Annotated in this window: 13 protein-coding genes; all 13 read right to left on the bottom strand. The window is 64.6% G+C overall.

All coding sequences use genetic code 11. The features are described from left to right. Nucleotides 1–2: 2 nt before the first annotated feature. Complete coding sequence (gene ftsZ, locus E0E00_RS07000; RefSeq protein WP_130811831.1) at nt 3–1,130, bottom strand: cell division protein FtsZ; 1,128 nt, start codon at nt 1,128–1,130, stop codon at nt 3–5. Nucleotides 1,131–1,406: 276 nt separating this feature from the next. Further along, entirely contained in the window at nt 1,407–2,348 is a 942-nt protein-coding gene (locus E0E00_RS06995; RefSeq protein WP_165443599.1) for a cell division protein FtsQ/DivIB, read from the bottom strand. Between the two features lie 303 nt (nt 2,349–2,651). Next, a complete protein-coding gene (murB, locus tag E0E00_RS06990) occupies nt 2,652–3,566 on the bottom strand; it encodes a UDP-N-acetylmuramate dehydrogenase (RefSeq protein WP_130811829.1) in 915 nt (304 codons plus the stop codon). Between the two features lie 5 nt (nt 3,567–3,571). Next, nucleotides 3,572–5,026 (bottom strand): UDP-N-acetylmuramate--L-alanine ligase, encoded by a 1,455-nt coding sequence (gene murC / locus E0E00_RS06985; protein WP_130811828.1) that lies wholly within the window; start codon nt 5,024–5,026, stop codon nt 3,572–3,574. Between the two features lie 166 nt (nt 5,027–5,192). Further along, nucleotides 5,193–6,320 carry a glycosyltransferase gene (locus E0E00_RS06980; protein WP_371683381.1) on the bottom strand — a complete coding sequence of 376 codons (1,128 nt, stop codon included), beginning with the start codon at nt 6,318–6,320 and terminating at the stop codon, nt 5,193–5,195. After that, complete coding sequence (gene ftsW / locus E0E00_RS06975) at nt 6,307–7,860, bottom strand: putative lipid II flippase FtsW (RefSeq protein ID WP_242622179.1); 1,554 nt, start codon at nt 7,858–7,860, stop codon at nt 6,307–6,309. The genes E0E00_RS06980 and ftsW overlap by 14 nt, the downstream gene beginning before the upstream one ends. Next, nucleotides 7,860–9,281 (bottom strand): UDP-N-acetylmuramoyl-L-alanine--D-glutamate ligase, encoded by a 1,422-nt coding sequence (gene murD / locus E0E00_RS06970; RefSeq protein ID WP_130811826.1) that lies wholly within the window; start codon nt 9,279–9,281, stop codon nt 7,860–7,862. The genes ftsW and murD overlap by 1 nt, the downstream gene beginning before the upstream one ends. 10 nt (nt 9,282–9,291) lie before the next feature. Further along, on the bottom strand, nt 9,292–10,311 hold the full coding sequence (mraY, locus tag E0E00_RS06965) for a phospho-N-acetylmuramoyl-pentapeptide-transferase (protein ID WP_130812628.1): 1,020 nt from the start codon (nt 10,309–10,311) through the stop codon (nt 9,292–9,294). 5 nt (nt 10,312–10,316) lie between these two features. Next, complete coding sequence (gene murF / locus E0E00_RS06960) at nt 10,317–11,756, bottom strand: UDP-N-acetylmuramoyl-tripeptide--D-alanyl-D-alanine ligase (protein ID WP_130811825.1); 1,440 nt, start codon at nt 11,754–11,756, stop codon at nt 10,317–10,319. A gap of 13 nt (nt 11,757–11,769) precedes the next feature. Continuing rightward, entirely contained in the window at nt 11,770–13,575 is a 1,806-nt protein-coding gene (locus E0E00_RS06955; RefSeq protein ID WP_130811824.1) for a penicillin-binding protein 2, read from the bottom strand. A 23-nt stretch (nt 13,576–13,598) separates the two neighbouring features. After that, complete coding sequence (gene ftsL, locus E0E00_RS06950; RefSeq protein ID WP_242622178.1) at nt 13,599–14,111, bottom strand: cell division protein FtsL; 513 nt, start codon at nt 14,109–14,111, stop codon at nt 13,599–13,601. A 145-nt stretch (nt 14,112–14,256) separates the two neighbouring features. Next, nucleotides 14,257–15,261 (bottom strand): 16S rRNA (cytosine(1402)-N(4))-methyltransferase RsmH, encoded by a 1,005-nt coding sequence (gene rsmH / locus E0E00_RS06945; RefSeq protein WP_130811822.1) that lies wholly within the window; start codon nt 15,259–15,261, stop codon nt 14,257–14,259. Between the two features lie 20 nt (nt 15,262–15,281). Then, nucleotides 15,282–15,716 carry a division/cell wall cluster transcriptional repressor MraZ gene (locus E0E00_RS06940; RefSeq protein ID WP_130811821.1) on the bottom strand — a complete coding sequence of 145 codons (435 nt, stop codon included), beginning with the start codon at nt 15,714–15,716 and terminating at the stop codon, nt 15,282–15,284. Between the last annotated feature and the right edge of the window lie 286 nt (nt 15,717–16,002).

Raw genomic sequence — 16,002 nt, 5'->3', positions numbered from 1 at the left:
CGCTAGATGCGGCTGCGCTTCAGGAAGTCGGGGATGTCGAACTCCTTGTTGTCGCCGCCGGCAGCGGGCGCCGCGGGACGGTTCGCGGGGGCTGGGGCGTTGTAGGGGCGCTGCTTAGGCGCCGGAGCCTGCGGACGAGCCACGGGCATGGCGGGTAGCGTCTGCTGGATGTTGGCGTCATTGAAGCCGGTGGCGATAACGGTGACGCGCACCTGATCGCCCAGGGACTCGTCGACGACGGTACCAAAGATGATGTTTGCTTCGGGGTCGACGTTCTTGGCGACGAGGTCGGCGGCATCGTTAATCTCCTGGATGCCGAGGTCCTTGTTGCCGGCGATGGAGAGCAGCACGCGCGTGGCACCATCGGTAGAGGTCTCGAGCAGCGGGCTGGAGATGGCCTCGGCGGCAGCGTCGGTAGCCCGGGAGTCGCCGGATGCGGTGCCAATGCCCATCATGGCCGTGCCCGCACCCTTCATGATGGTGCAGACGTCGGCGAAGTCGAGGTTGATGAGGCCGGGCACAGTGATGAGGTCCGTGATGCCTTGGGTGCCCTGGCACAGCACGTCATCGGCCATGCGGAAGGCCTCGAGCATGGTGGTCTTCTTCTCAGAGAGGTCGAGCAGGCGATCGTTGGGGATCACGATGAGCGTGTCGACGTTGTCAGAGAGGGTCTTGATGCCCTCGGCCGCGGAGTTGTAGCGCTTGCGGCCCTCGAAGGAGAAGGGCTTCGTGACAACGCCCACGGTAAGGGCACCCACGTCGTTCTTGGCGATGTCGGCAACGATGGGCGCCGCACCGGTGCCCGTGCCGCCACCCTCGCCTGCGGTGATGAAGACCATGTCAGAGCCGGCAAGGGCCTGCTTGATCTCATCGCGGCTCTCCTCGGCGGCCTCCTGGCCAACCTCGGGGTTGGCGCCAGCGCCTAGGCCCTTGGTGATATCGGTGCCAATGTGGACCTTGATGTCGGCATCTGAGATGGCGAGCGCCTGCGCATCGGTGTTGATGGCGACAAACTCGACGCCGCGGATGCCCTCCTCGATCATGCGATTCACGGCGTTGGTACCGCCGCCACCCACGCCAACCACCTTGATCACGGCGAGATAGTTGCTGGGGACCTCGGTGTCCTTCATCGTTTCCTCCTTGTTGGCGGCGGCCCTGTGCCAGCGCCATTGCTGGTGCGTTCGTGCTTCACTCGTGTGGCGTTTTCCCGTTCGGCCCCCTGAAAAGCGCTGGTAGAAACCCTAAACCTCAGGTTAAGCCAGATGCCATCCATGAAGCGACGTATATTTGCACATCGGGCATGCCCTCGTCAAACACTTTGTACAAATGGTGAAAAGCGCAGGTAAACGAGGCCATCAAAAGCGATGAAAACGCTCAAGCAGAGCTTGAGCGTAAGACTTTTATAGTCAGTTCGCATCCGCTGTGGTAGTCGTGGAGGCATCCGAATTCGTCACTGTGGAAGCCGTCGAATCTGCCGTGCCAGTCATCGAGGTGGTGTCACTGGAGGACGTCGAGTCTGTCGACGGGACAGCGCCCGTGGCTCCCGTTCCTGCCGTCGCATTCGTGGAGTCGATCTTTCTGTACGAGGGGCTCGACAGCACCCGAACATTGATGTAGGTAAGCTCGTTAGGGTACTCGGAGAGAAGGCTCTTGATGACCTCCTCCTTCGAGGAGATGCTCGAGGGCGATCCCAGCGATACCTCAACGCCACTCGCAAGCGTGCATGAGATGCTCGCCACGCTCGGTGCCGTGAAGCTCACGATCTGCGAGGCAAAGTCGGATGAGAAGCCATCCAGGTAGCTCCGGACGGCGACAATCACATCGTCGGTGGCCGAGGAGCCTGCCACCGGATTGACAGTTGCCGGAACGTCGGTGATGAGGATGGCCCCCACCGAGGTGGCCTTCTCGAGCGCCACATCGTCCGCGGACTGTCCCTCCGACACGTCGAGGTTCACGGGCTCGAGCCAAACCTCCCCCTCACCCAAATACCAGGCAACGCTTCTCGAGCTCATGACCACAACGGCCTCGACCGCGCGCTCGGTCACAGAGATCTTGAGCCTGTCGGGAAACTCGCGCTCCACGCTCACCGACTCGACCCAGGGATTCTTCATGAGGTTCTGTGTGATGGCGTTGGTGTCCACGTTGAGAAGGGTGGTTCCCTCCTCGATGTCGGCGAGCTTCTGGACATCGTCGGCGCTCACATGGTCGCTGGCCACGGCGTCGATGGAGGCGATCTCGAAGGCCGAGCTGTTGCTCAGGACGAAAAGCACCACGCCGAAGACGGCTGCGACGATTGCCGCAACCACCGCGACGCGCAGGGCGATACCCATGGCGTCTGCCGTGCGCACCTGACGCGCCCGGGCTGCCCGGGCCTCTTTCCCGCTCTGGGGACGAGGAGAGCGCTGTGAGCGTGGGGCAGGCGGCTTGATCTGGGGGATCCTGGACGCAGGCGTTGGCTTGACCGCCGCCGGCTTTGGTTTGGGCGCGCGCTTCGCGCGCCGTGCAGACGGCTGCTGAGAGGGCTGCGGCATGCGGGTGCGCGGCGTAGAGGCTGGCCGAGAGGGGCGTGTGGGGCTCCCCTGTGCTGGTCTCTTCGTCGCCTTGCGCGCCGTTGGTTTTCTCCTGTCGTCTGACGCCATGCCGCGCTCTCCCTATGCCCCAAACCCAAGCAGCTTGACCTCGGGCTGGAGGTCAAGCTGGTACTTGTCGCGCACGGTGTCGTGGACGTGGCGCATGACCTCGACCACGTCGCGGGCACGTGCGCCGCCGTCGTTCACGATGAAGTTGGCGTGGACGTCCGAGACTGCAGCCCCGCCCACGTGGTAGCCCTTAAGGCCGCACGCCTCAATCAGGACGGCAGCAGAGCGCGAGTCGGGATTCCTGAAGACCGAGCCGCAGCAGGGCCTGCCCATGGGCTGGGACTGGCTGCGGCGGCGCAGTCTCTCCTCCACGTCGCGTGCGATAGCGTCATGGTTGCCCGGCTCGAGCCTAAAGGTTGCCTCGAGAATGATCTCGGTGGTGGGAAGCGAGGTCACACGGTAGCCCCACTCCACCTCGGAGGCGGCATGGCGCACGAGGCCCTTGCCTGGGGCAAGGCTCACCACGCCCTCGATGACGCTGCCCACCCACTCGTGGCGGGTGCCTGCGTCCATCGAGACGGCCCCGCCCACGCTGCCGGGGATGCCCGCGCAAAACTCAAGGCCCGCAAGCGAGCGCTTCATGGCCTCGGAGACGAGCTTCGAGAGGGGAAGCGCCGCCCCTGCCGTCACCTGGCCGTCCTCCGCAAGACTCATGCGCGCAAACTCGCGACCCAACGTAATGACGCAACCGTCGTAGCCGGCGTCTGCCGCAAGGATGTTGGAGCCCTTGCCCATGACCACCCAGGGGACGCGCTCGACACGCAGGACCTCGACGGCCTTGAGCAGCGCCTCATAGGTGTTTGCGCACACGAAGAGCGCTGCGGGGCCGCCGATGCGGTAGGTCGTGCGGCGCGAGAGCCGCTCGCCACGGATCACGTCCGCGTCAACGGCTCCTGAGAGGCTCATGTATGCATTGAAGACGCTCACGCCCGTTACTCGTCTTTCTTCTCGTCACGCTCGCGCATGGCGGCGATGAATGTGGGGCCGATCTGGGTGACGTCGCCCGCGCCCTGCGTGATGAGCAGGTCGCCCGGATGGCAGGTGTCACAGAGGTTCTGGATGAGCTCGTGGCGGTTGGGGATGTAGCGCACGTCAGGCACCACGCCGGCAGCCTCGGCCTGGTTCGAGACGGTCTTGCCCGAGATGCCTGGTATGGGCATCTCGCCCGCCGAGAAGACATCCATCACGCGCAGGACGCCCACGTGGTCGAAGGCGTGGGCAAAGAGCGGCTCGAGCGCCTTGGTGCGGCTGTAGCGGTGAGGCTGGAACACGCAGACGATGCGGTCGAAGCCAAGCTGCGAGGCCGCCTCGAGCGTGGCCTTAATCTCGGTGGGATGGTGTCCGTAGTCATCGACCACGGTGATGCCGTCGATGTCGCCCACGTGGGTAAAGCGCCTGCGTGCACCCTTGAACTCAGAGAGCTTCTCTGCCGCCTGGGCAAGGTCTGCGCCCAAAACGTCTGCCACGGCGATGGCCGCCGTCGCGTTTGCCATGTTGTGGCGGCCGGGGTTTGACTTGATGGTCACCTCGACCGAGGCGCCAGAGGGGGTCTTCACCGAGAAGCGCATGGCAAGCCTGTGCGCCACCGCACCCTCCTCGGGCACGCAGACGTAGTCGTTGCTCGCATCAAAGCCGTAGGTCACCACATGGCGGCCGGTCGAGCGGGCAAGCGCCACGTAGTGGGGGTTGTCACCGTTCACGATGACCGTGCCCCGCTCGCCCACCAAGCCCATGAAGGTGCAGAAGGTCTTCTCGATGTTCTCGAGGGTGCCGTAGTGGTCGAGGTGGTCGGCCTCGATGTTGGTGACCACCACCACGTCGGGGTTGAGGTAGAGGAAGGAGCCGTCGGACTCGTCTGCCTCGCAGACGAAGTAGCCGCCCTCGCCGTTTCTGCCGTTGGTGTTATAGCCCTCGACCACACCGCCGATGAGGAAGGACGGGTCCCAGCCCATGCGGTCGAGCATCGTCGCAATCATGGATGATGTGGTGGTCTTGCCATGCGTGCCGGCGACGGCCACGGTGGTCGCGTTGTCCGAGAGGTACGAGAGCATCTTGGCGCGCGGCCAGATGGGAATGCCCAGCTCGCGGGCGCGCACGACCTCGGGGTTGGTCTCTGGGATGGCGCTCGAGGTGACAACGACCTCGGGCGAGACGCGGTCGATGGTCGCGGCGTCGTGGCCGATGGTCACGTAGACGCCCGCGTCCTCAAGCTCGCGCACGTAGTGGGAGCTCTTGAGGTCGGAGCCGGTGACCTTGCAGCCGCGCCTGTTGAGCACGAGCGCAATGCCGCTCATGCCTGCCCCACCAATGCCCACAAAGTGGGCGCTCGCGATTTTGTGGCCCTTCTCAGCCGCGTCGTCGCGGGTGGCCTCTTGGATGTCTGTCATGGCTACCCCTTCCAAGGGTTCGCGGCGAGAGGGCCCGCCACGGAAACTGGTTCGCCTAACCCATTCACTTTAGCCGACGGACGGCCCATGGTTGCCCACGGCCCAAACCCATCACGGACTCCGCAGGCGCCGACCGCACTAGCGCCGGCATGCAGGCCGCCACACGCTACCGGGCGGCGGCACGCTCCACGACGTCTGCCAGCTTCGCGGCAGCTTGGTCCTGCCCAAGCCCTCGCGCGCACGCACGCATGCGCTCGCGGCGCCCGGCATCGCCCACCAGGGCGAGAAGGTCATCAGCAAAGGCGCCTCCGTCAATTGCGCCGTCGGCAAAGAGGGTGGCGGCACCGGCATCTGCCAGGTAGTGGGCATTGGTGGTCTGGTGGTCGCCCGTGGCAAGCGGATAGGGCACAAGCACGCTCGGCACGGCAAGGGCGGCAATCTCGGCGATGGAGGAGGCACCGGCCCGCGAGACCACGAGGTCTGCCGCCGCGAGGGCCTCTCCCATGTTGGAGATGTAGGGCACGACCTGCCAGCGCTCGCGCTCGGCATCGGTCAAGGCGAGAGAAGCCACCACGCCGTCGTAGAGCTCCTTGCCGGTGGAGTGCACCACGTAGAGCTTGGGGTCCGCGAGAAGGCGCGCCTTGAGGCGCGCGATGGCCTCGTTCACGTGTTGGGCGCCAAGGCTTCCGCCAAAGACGAGAAGCATCGTTGCGTCCCCGGGGATGGAGAAGGCCGCGCGGCCCGCCTTGCGCGAGGCGGAAAGCACGCTCCTGCGCACGGGGTTTCCCGTGAGCACGATGGAATCCTCGCCCTGGACGCGCCCCTCGAAGGCGGCGCGCGCCTGTGGGAGCGACACGCAGACGTAGCGCGCGTTGGATGCGAGCGTCTTGTTGGCAAGGCCGGGAACCGAGTTCTGCTCGTGCAACACATAGGGGATGCGCCGCTTGCGGCAGCGGTCCATGAGCGGCAGCTCGACGTAGGCGCCAAAGCCCACGGCGACGTCTGGGGCGCCCTTCTCGGCAAAGACCTCCCCCACGCGTGCGGACGCCTTGCGCTCGCGCACAAGGGCCGAGACGAGCGTCCATGGTCTCGAGCGGTCGAAGCCAGTCACGTGGATGGGCTCGAGCACGAAGCCTGCCTGGGGGACAAGGGTCCCCTCAAGCTTGGCGCTCTGCCCAAAGAAGCGCACGTGGTGACCGCGGGAGAAGAGCTCTTCTGCCAGCGCCAGCGCTGGATTGATGTGACCTGCGGTGCCGCCCGCGGCGATTGCCACCTCAAGACTAGTTCCTGCCACGTCCGCCATCCCCTCTTCCGGACCCGCGACCGCGGAGCCTTTCCGTGGCGTTGGGGCCGAGGTCTATCCTTCCCCGTTCGTACCTGGCCTTCTTACCTCTGCTGGACGGCCTTGCCTGCCTGCTGGCCTCACCACCGCCATCAACCATGCGTAGGCCAGAGCTCGTACCCTCGCGCGGACGAGAATACCTGGGCGTTGGCGTACCCACAAGCGAGAAGCCCGATGCGCCAGGGGGAGCCGCACCCGCGTCGTCTCTTTCGTCAGCGGCGAACTGCCAGGACTGCCTACTGCGATCATGGACGGTCTCGGGCAGTGCCGAGTGGTTGGAGACCGACACGATCATGCCCACGAGCATGAGGCAGCTCATGATGGTGGAGCCGCCATAGGAGATAAAGGGGACGGGCTTTCCCGAGAGCGGCATGATGCCAAGAACGCCGCAGACGTTCACCAGGAGCTGGATGATGATGAGCGACGTGCAGCCCGCAGCGATGAGCCTGCCGCACATGTCGGGGGCATAGCGCGCAATGCGGAAGCCTGCCCAGACAAGCACCGCAAACGCGGCAAGCACTCCCAGCGTGCCCATGAGCCCAAGCTCCTCTCCCACCACGGCGAAGATGAAGTCGTTGTATGCCATGGGCAGGTAGGAGTACTTCTGCTTGCTCATGCCCAGCCCCACGCCAAGGAGCCCGCCCGAGCCAAAGGCGTAGAAGCCCTGGATGAGCTGGTAGCCGGAGCCTGTGGGATCACTCCACGGGTTGAGCATGGTGATGATGCGGGCACGCGAGTAATCGTCCTTGAGCGAGAGGACGAGAACGCCGACCGCACCCACGCCAAGCACGAGGAGGATCCAGCGGCGATCCATGCCGGCAAGGTAGGACATCACGATGAGCGTTGCCGCAATGATGAGGGTCGACCCCTTGTCGGGCTGCAGCAAGATGAGAACGAGCGGGACGCCCACAAAGACCGCAAGCTGTTTCACGAACTCCTGGAAGGTCATGGTCTGCTCGTCGTAGTAGCGCTCGGCGAGGTTTGCCGCCACGAGTATGATCGTGATCTTGGCAAACTCCGAGGGCTGAAGTGAGAAGGGACCGATGGCAATCCAACGGGTGGCGCCATAGGCGTCGCTTCCTGCAAAGGGCAGAAAGATCAAGAGGAGTAAGAGGATCGTGAACCCCCAGATCACGAGGACGAGCCTCTTGCTCCAGAGGTGGTAGTCCTTGCTCGCAATGAGCGCGGCAGCGGCAGTACCCAAGGCGGCAAACATGAGCTGGCGCTTGAGGAAGTAGGCGGGGTCGTTGCCAAGTGTCTCGGAGGTGAGCGACGTGATGGACGAGGCCGAGTAGACCATGAGAAACCCAAAGCAGGTGAGAATCACCACCACGGCAATGAGCACAAGCCTTGGCTTCATGAACCTCTCGGGAACGCCTAGGATGGTCTTCTCGACAGACGAACGGGCAGAGCCCCTCCCCCGCGAGCTGCGCCGGGAAGAGGAGCGGGGCCGCGTCGTGGCAGAGCTCCCGTATGTTGCCACCTGGACCACTAGCACAGCCTCCCTGCGGTCACGCGCTCGGCAGCGAGGCGCTTGAAGAGCTCGCCGCGCTCCTCCATGTTGTGGAACTCGTCAAAGGACGAGCACGCGGGCGAGAGCAGCACCGCGTCACCGGCCTGGGCACGCTCGCAGGCGGCCGAGAAGGCCTCGCGCATGTGCGGCTCGCGCACGACCTCGAGCGCAGAGCCCGAGGTCGCAATCGCGTCCTTGAGGGCACGGGCAATCCTCTCGCCAGCAGCGCCGTAGCACACGGCAACGCGGCAGCGAGTGGCAACCGCATGCGCAAGCGAGGTGAGATCGGTGCCCTTGTCGTGGCCACCCAGAAGCACGCACACGCTTCCCGGCTCGAATGCGGTAAGGGCCTTCTCGACAGAGTCGGTGTTCGTGGCCTTGGAATCGTTCACAAAGCGCACGCCCGCAACCTCCCCACAGGGCTCGATGCGGTGCTCAAGCGGCGAGAAGGCGAGAAGCCCGCGGCAGACATCCCCTTCGGCCACGCCCAGCTCAAGCGCCACGGCCGAGGCGACAAGGGCGTCCTCCTCGTTGTGCTCGCCCCTGATGGGAAGGTCGTCCGTGGACACGAGGACATGCTCGGTGCCATCGAGGCGCACCACGAGACGTCCGTCGCGCACAAAGGCAGCGCACGGCACGCCGGGGTCCCGGCGCACGTCCACGCGGCACACGCGCAGGCCACGCGCATCGAGGCGCTCGATGATGGCGCGGCACCACTCGTCACCGTCAGAGACTACGGCAAGGTCACCAGCCGCAAGGTTGGCGAAGACCCTCTCCTTTGCCTGGGCGTACGCCTCCATGCTGCCATGCCACTCCACGTGGTCGGGCGTCACGTTCATGAGACAGGCCACGCGCGGGCGGAGCAGGCGCGTGGTGGCAAGTTGGAAGCTCGAGAGCTCGGCCACGAACCACGAGCCCCGCTCGCGATTGGCTATGCGGCTCGTGATGATGGTGCCAATGTTTCCCACAGCCTCGGCAGGGCAGCCGCCCGCACGCAAAAGCGCCGTAGCAAGTGCGGTCGTGGTGGTCTTGCCATTGGTGCCGGTGATGCCGACCCAGTCTTGGGGACTCTCGCGCCAGGCAAACTCGGGCTCGCCGACGATCTCTTTGGAGTGCGCGGCAGCCGCCTGGAAGAAAGCAGAGCCGATGGGGATGCCGGGCGAGGCAATGGCAAGGTCAAAGGTGCCCTCGACCTTCTCGGTGCCAAGGACGCAATGCACGCCCAGGCCCTCGAGCTCGCGCGTGAGGTCTCCCCCATGCGATGAGGCGCCCCCAAAAAGCGTGACCGATGACACCTGCTCACCTAGCCCCACGAGGTAGCGGCAGACAGCCTCGCCCGTGTGGCCCATGCCCAGTACGGCGACGTCGCCAAGACGTGCCGCAGAACTGCTTTCCTGCATGAGATGCCCCCTAGCCAAGCTGGAAGTACAACGCAAAGCCCAGAACCGCGAAGGCGGCAGAGACGATCCAGAAGCGGATGACGACCTTTGTCTCGCTCCAGCCCTTCTTTTCGAAGTGGTGGTGAAGCGGGGCCATAAGGAACACGCGCTTGCCGGTAACCTTGAAGCTCACGACCTGGATGATCACCGAGAGCGCCTCAGCAATGAAGAGGCCTCCCATCACGAGCGAGCAGATCTCGGTCTTGGTGAGAACGGCCAGCGCCGCGAAGACGCCGCCCAAGGCAAGCGAGCCCGTGTCTCCCATGAAGATCGAGGCGGGATAGCAGTTGTACCAGAGAAAGCCCACGCAGGCACCCACGATGGTCGCCGCAAGCACCGAGAGGCCGAGTTCGTCCTCGTTGTAGGCGACCATAGCCATCACGACCATGACCACAAGCACCGTGCCACCGGCAAGGCCATCCAGGCCGTCAGTGAGGTTGACGGCGTTCGAGAGGCCGGCCAACAGCAGGAAGACAAAGAGCATGTAGAGCCAGGGCACCCGCACGCCGCTGATGTTGGTCGACAGCGCGCCCAGGTCAATGGAGGCGCCGCCGGGGAACTCGATGGTGGGGGCAATGCCGCACTGGTTCACCGCCACCAGGCAGAAGATGACGCACACGATGGTAAGGCCCACCATCTTCTGCAAAGGCGTAAGGCCCAACGAGCGCTCGTGCGCCACGGACTCGATATCGTCGAGAAGTCCCAAGGCGCCCGTGGCGAGCATCGCGAAGAGCGCGAGGAAGAGCATGGGTGACCAGGGCGCCATGAGAAGCGTTGTCACCACCACGCCGAGAAGCATCACGATGCCGCCCATGGTGGGGGTACCCTGCTTCACGAGGTGGCGCTTGGGGCCGTCGGCCCTCACCTGCTGGCCCAGCCCCTCGTGGCGCATGAGCCTGATGAAGATGGGCATCACGGCAGCCGTGATGACGGCGGCACCGCCGGCCGACAAAAGCACCTGGTAGCTCGGGTACGCGGGATTTCCCACAATTAACATCAGCGAAGCACTCCCCTCGCGAACGCATCCAGACCGCAGGAACGCGACGCCTTGACCAGTACGAGGTCACCCCTGGAGAAGACGGGGGCAAGCGTCTCCACGGCAGCGTCGACCGTGGGGAAGAGCTGCAGCCGGTCCTCGGAGGCGCCCATGGTGCGCGCCGCCTCGGCCATCCCGGCGGCAAGCTCGCCACCAATGAAGACAAGCATATCAAGACCCTTGGCCGCGGCATAGGCACCCACATAGCCGTGAAGGCGTTGCTCCTCGCTTCCAAGCTCGCCCATCTCGCCCAAAACGGCCACGCGCATGCCGCTGGCATCCATCTCGGCAAGCACATCGAGGGCAGCCGCCATGGAGGTGGGGCTTGCGTTGTACGAGTCGTCGATCACGCGCACCCCACGGGGAGACTCTAAGACGGCAAGGCGCATGCTCGCCGCAGGCATTGCCGCCATGGCATCCGCCGCGGCATCTCGGTCAAGGCCCAGAGCCTCGATGACGACCATGGCGAGAAGGAAGTCCGGGACCACCTGCCGGCCGGGAACCGAGGGCGTGACTCGCTTGGACCACCCGTCCTTGCAGGCAACCGTAAACGATGCCTCGCCGGCACCGGTAAGCTTGACGCCGATCGCACGGACGTCGTCGCTCTCGCGCTCGCCCGCGTACGCCACGGCCACGCCTTGAGGGCGCGCAAAGCCGCCTGCGATGAAGGGCGTGTAGTCGTTGGCACTCGTGAGCGCAAGCAGGGGTTCCACGCCGCACGACGCCACCATGCCCGAGACCACCTCGGCCTTGGCGCGGGCGATGTTCTCGCGCGAGCCGAGAAGGCCAATGTGACTGGTACCCACGTTGGTGATGACGGCAAGCGTGGGTGCGCAGCATGCGGCCATGCGGCGAATCTCGTTTGGATGGTTCATGCCCATCTCGCACACAAGGACTTCGGCATCGTCGGGGGCCGAGAGCACCGTGAGCGGCAGGCCGATGAGGTTGTTGAGGTTGCCCCGCGTGGCATGGACGCGTTTCGCACTTGCGATACCCGCGCGGAGAAGGTCCTTGGTCGTGGTCTTGCCCACAGACCCCGTGACACCTACGACGAGCCAGCTGGGGTGACGGACACGCCACTCGTGGGCCAGGCGGAGCAGGAACTCCTCGGCGTCATCGTCCTCGGGGCGTACGACTGCGCAGTCGTGCTCGCGCGCAAGGGCGAGAAGCGATGCGGGCGGTTCGCGCGTCACCACGACGCAGGCAGCCCCGGCCTCGACGGCCGAGGGTGCAAAGTCGTTGCCATCGACCCTCTCGCCGAGAAACGCCACGAAGACAGAGCCCGGGCCAGCCTTGCGCGAGTCAATCTCGACCGTGCCCTCAACGCGCGCGGCGGGCGTGCCCTCGAGCAGCTGCGACCCCGTGGCAAGCACAAGGTCTGCAATGTCCATGGAAAGCATAGGTCTCCCTCACCTAGTTGGTTGTCGACGAGGTGGTTGTAGAGACGTCCGGGGAGATGCCAAGGTCCGTGACGGCAGCCTCCATTATCTCCTTGAAGGTTGGCGCGGCCGAGGAGAGCGCCAAGTGCGGCGTTCCGTTGAGGCCAACGTAGACCAGAACGTCGGGGTCGTCAGCGTTGGCAAAGCCGCAAAGAGAGGACACGTACTTGCCCTGCTCGTATCCGCCGGACTCGCTTGCCTGCTCGCCCGTGCCCGTCTTACCTGCGATGGTATAGCCATCTACCTGGCCACGCCTACCGGTGCCGTCGGTCATGACCGAGACCATCATGTCGGCGACCTCGTCGGCCGTAGACTTCGAGATGACCTGCTCGCCCGTGGGCCAGCTGACCTCCTCGCCGTCCTTGGATATGAGGAAGTGGGGCGTGGTGGGGATGCCATCGTTGGCCACGGTGCCAAACGCGCGCACGATCTGCACCATGGGCACCGCAAGCGCCTGGCCAAAGGCCATGGCGCCAAGCGTCGCGCCAGTGTAGCTCTCGTAGCTGGTCACAATGCCTGCAGACTCGCCCGGATAGTCGATGCCCGTAGTGTGGCCGATGCCAAACCTGTCGACGCCCTCGGCAAAGCGCTGGGCACCAATGACCTCCTGGGCGAGAAGCGAGACGCCCACGTTCGAGGAGCGCACCAGCATGGTTCTCACTGTCATGTCCTCGGCACCGCTGCGCGCCTCGTCGTCGGTCACCCAGTCGTCACCGGCCAGGATCTGCACGGGAACGTTGTAGACGCTCTCGGAGTTGAAGAGGCCGTTCTCGACGCCGATGGCAACGGTCAGGATCTTGAACATCGAGCCCGGCTCGTAGGAGGCCGTTGCAGGCTTGAGCGTGAGGGCGTCGGCGCTGGTATTGGCCAGGTCAGAGAGCCTGGCGAGCGGGGTCGAGCACGCGGCGTATATCTCGCCCGTCTTGGGGTTTGTCACCATGACCGAGCCAGAATCGGCGTCGTAGTCTTGGACGGCCTGAGAGATGACCTCCTCGGCCTTCTCCTGGACGTCGATGTCGATGGAGAGGATAAGGTCCTCGCCGTTCTTTGCCTCGGTGACCTGGGAAGTGCCGCCGGCTATGGGCGTGCCGGTACTGCCCGTCTCGATGATCATCTGGCCGTCGGTGCCCGAGAGCTCGTCGTTGTAGTAGTACTCGAGGCCAGTGAGGCCCTCGCCTTCGGTACCCACGACGCCCAACACCTGGCTTGCCACGTCGCCGTACGGATAGACGCGCTTGTTGTCGTCGAGGTAGTAGACGCCCTTGAGCTTGGCGTCGGAGAGCTGCTGCTTGATGGTGTTGGCAACGTCGGTGTCGACCTGGCGCTTGACGTAGGCGAAGGTCGAGTCGGTGGTGAGCGTCGCGGTGTAGTCGCTTGCGGAGCCGCCCAGGTTTGCGGCGAGGGTCTGCGCCACGCCCGAGGGGTTGGTAATCTCTTTGGGATTGCAGTAGATGGTCTTGCAGTCGACGCTCATGGCAAGCACGTTGCCGTTGCGATCGTAGATGGTCCCGCGCTTGGCATGAAGCGTGATCACGTTGGTACGCTGCGTTTCGGCCTGCCCGGAGAGGCTCGGCCCCTCAATCACCTGAAGCCACATAAGGCGTCCCGCCACAATGGCAAAGATGACCATGAGCACTGTGAAGACCACACGCGTGCCCTGGTCAAAGCCACCGGGCCCCGAGCCTCCCGGCCTCGACGCGCGAGCACGGTAACGGGCACGAGAGGCCTCGTCGTACGAGGCCTCCGGCTTCCCACGCCGCCCTTGGCGGCTCTGTCTCATGCTGTCTCTCACAAGGGAGTAGTCTACGCCTCGGGAGAGGCGACATCCGCGTCCGTCACAGACTGCGCAGCATCCCCATTCGCCATGGTGGCAGTGGCGTCGCCTGCAGAGGTGGCCTCGGTCGAGGTGACATCAGCAGACGCACTGCCGGACGAGAGGTCAAGCACCTCTCGATTGGTCGAGAGGGACATGCCGTAGTTCTGCGTGGCGATACGGCTGATGCGGCTCGATGAGGAGAGCACGGACTTCTCGACTTGGAGGTCCCCATTGAGCGTCTGCGCCTCCTTGATCTGGGAACGCAGCGTCACATTGGCCTGGAGCGCCGAGACCGTTGCCGTGGAGAGCGCGACGCGGCAGGCGCCGAGCGCGATGAACACGAGGGCGCAGACGACAACCGTGCGGACACGCTGAAGGAACAGGGGGCTCACGCCTGCGCGGGCGCGGGCGTCAAGCCCGCCACCGGTGACGACCGAGAACGATGAGCGCTGCTCAACGCGTTCGTCGCGGCGCTCGCGGCTCCTCTCGGCTGCGTCCATCCTGACGGCTTCTGACCCCTGATACCTCATCGTTGTTCCTTGTCTTCCGGTTGTGCCGGACGTTGTACGTGCTGATGCGTTGGTAGCGCGTTGGTAGTGCGTTTAGGCTGCGTTTTTGGTGCGTGGTGCTTCGTTTGCTGTGGTGCTATGCAGACGACCTTGCGGTCGGGTGCAACGTTTTGGTGCCTTCGTGCGTGACGTCGAGCTTGACCGCCACGCGCATGAGAGCGCTTCTCGCCCGTGGGTTAGAAGAGACCTCCTTCTCACCTGCAACGATCGGCTTTCTCGTCTTGACGTCGACTATCGGCACGTGACCGCACGCGCACACCGGAAGATCCGGCGGGCAGACGCAACCCTGTGAGAGCTCCGAGAAGACGTGCTTTACGATGCGGTCCTCGAGTGAGTGGTAGGAGATGACGCAGATCCTGCCACCGGTGTTTGCCCAGCGGACGGCGGCGCGAAGGCCTTGGTCGAGGGCGTCGAGCTCGTGGTTCACCTCGATGCGCAGGGCCTGGAAGGTCTTGCGCGCAGGATGTCCGCCGCGGCGGCGGGCGGCGGCAGGTATCGCCCGCTTGATTACGTCGACGAGCTGGAAGGTCGTCTCGATGGGCGCCTTCTCGCGCGTCTCCGCGATGGCGCGGGCAATGCGCGCCGCGTACTTCTCGTCGCCGTATACGCGGAGGATTCGGGTGAGGTCGGCTTCGTTGTAGGTGTTTATGACCTCTTGTGCGGTTGGGGTGTTTTTCCCCGAATCCATGCGCATGTCAAGGGGGGCGTCCTCGTTGTACGAGAAGCCCCGTTCCGGAATGTCGAGCTGGGGCGAGGAGACGCCCAAGTCGAAGAGGAGGCAATCAACGCCGGGGACCCTGGCACTTACGAGCAGCTGGTCAAGATTCCCGAAGTTGCCCTTGAGCGGAAGGAACTCCGCCTGGGGCGCCTCCCGCGAGAAGCGCTCGGCTGCCGCCGAGAGGGCCATATCGTCTTGGTCGATTCCAATGGAGAGGCCGTCAGGGGCAATCCTCTGCGCGAGCGCGATGGAGTGTCCGGCCCCGCCGAGAGTGCAGTCGCAGACCACCTCTCCCGGCTTGGGGTCGAGCTCGGCAAGGACTTCGTCGAGCATCACGGGTACGTGCCGATATTCGGATGTCAAGGCGCTCCTCTCCCCCTTGCCTACTCGCCAAAGAGAAGCGACTCGAGACGGTCGACCGCGCCGTCGGAGGCGAACTTGTCGTTCCAACGATCGGCGTTCCATATCTCGAAGTGGTCACCCGCACCGACGATCATGAGGTCGCCGCTGAGGCCCAGGCGCTGGCGCTGACCGCGGGTCGTCTCGTCGATCTTGCCGAGGGCCACACGGCCGGCAGAATCGATCTCCACCGTGGTGGCCATGGCATTGAGACGAAGCAGGGTCTCTGCGTCGTTGCGGCTCCTGGAATCGAGGTTCAGGCTGTTGACCCAAGCTTCGAATGCCTCGGGGGTGTAGCCAAAGAGCGCGTCCTTGCGCGGGATGAGCTGCACGAACTCGCCAAACTGCTTGCGCAGGATGGCCGGGAGGGTGACACGAGACTTGGAGTCGAGGCTGCGCTGGTACTGGCCAGTCAGCATGTCGTCCTCCTCTCATTGCCGCCCACACCCACGTTTGAACGTGAACAAACTATAGCCCAAAATCGACACTAAGCCACACCTAAAAACACTTTGCGACACACATGGACGATTTTTTACCCCAGGCGGTTATCCGAGCGACTGGTGGCGAGCAGAGAAGGGCTCAAGCGACCCCAGATGTTGTGGTAGCGGACACCGCAACCACAACGCAATGCACAAGGGACACGAACACCGAGAAACGAATTGTGTCGGTGAGGTGTAGAGGGCGGTGGGGCAAAGTGTGGGGGTG

Origin of the sequence: Olsenella sp. Marseille-P4559, assembly GCF_900605015.1 — a bacterium.
GTDB lineage: Bacteria > Actinomycetota > Coriobacteriia > Coriobacteriales > Atopobiaceae > Tractidigestivibacter.
Note: the sequence above shows the minus strand (reverse complement) of the source record. Positions and strands in the feature narration are given on the sequence as shown.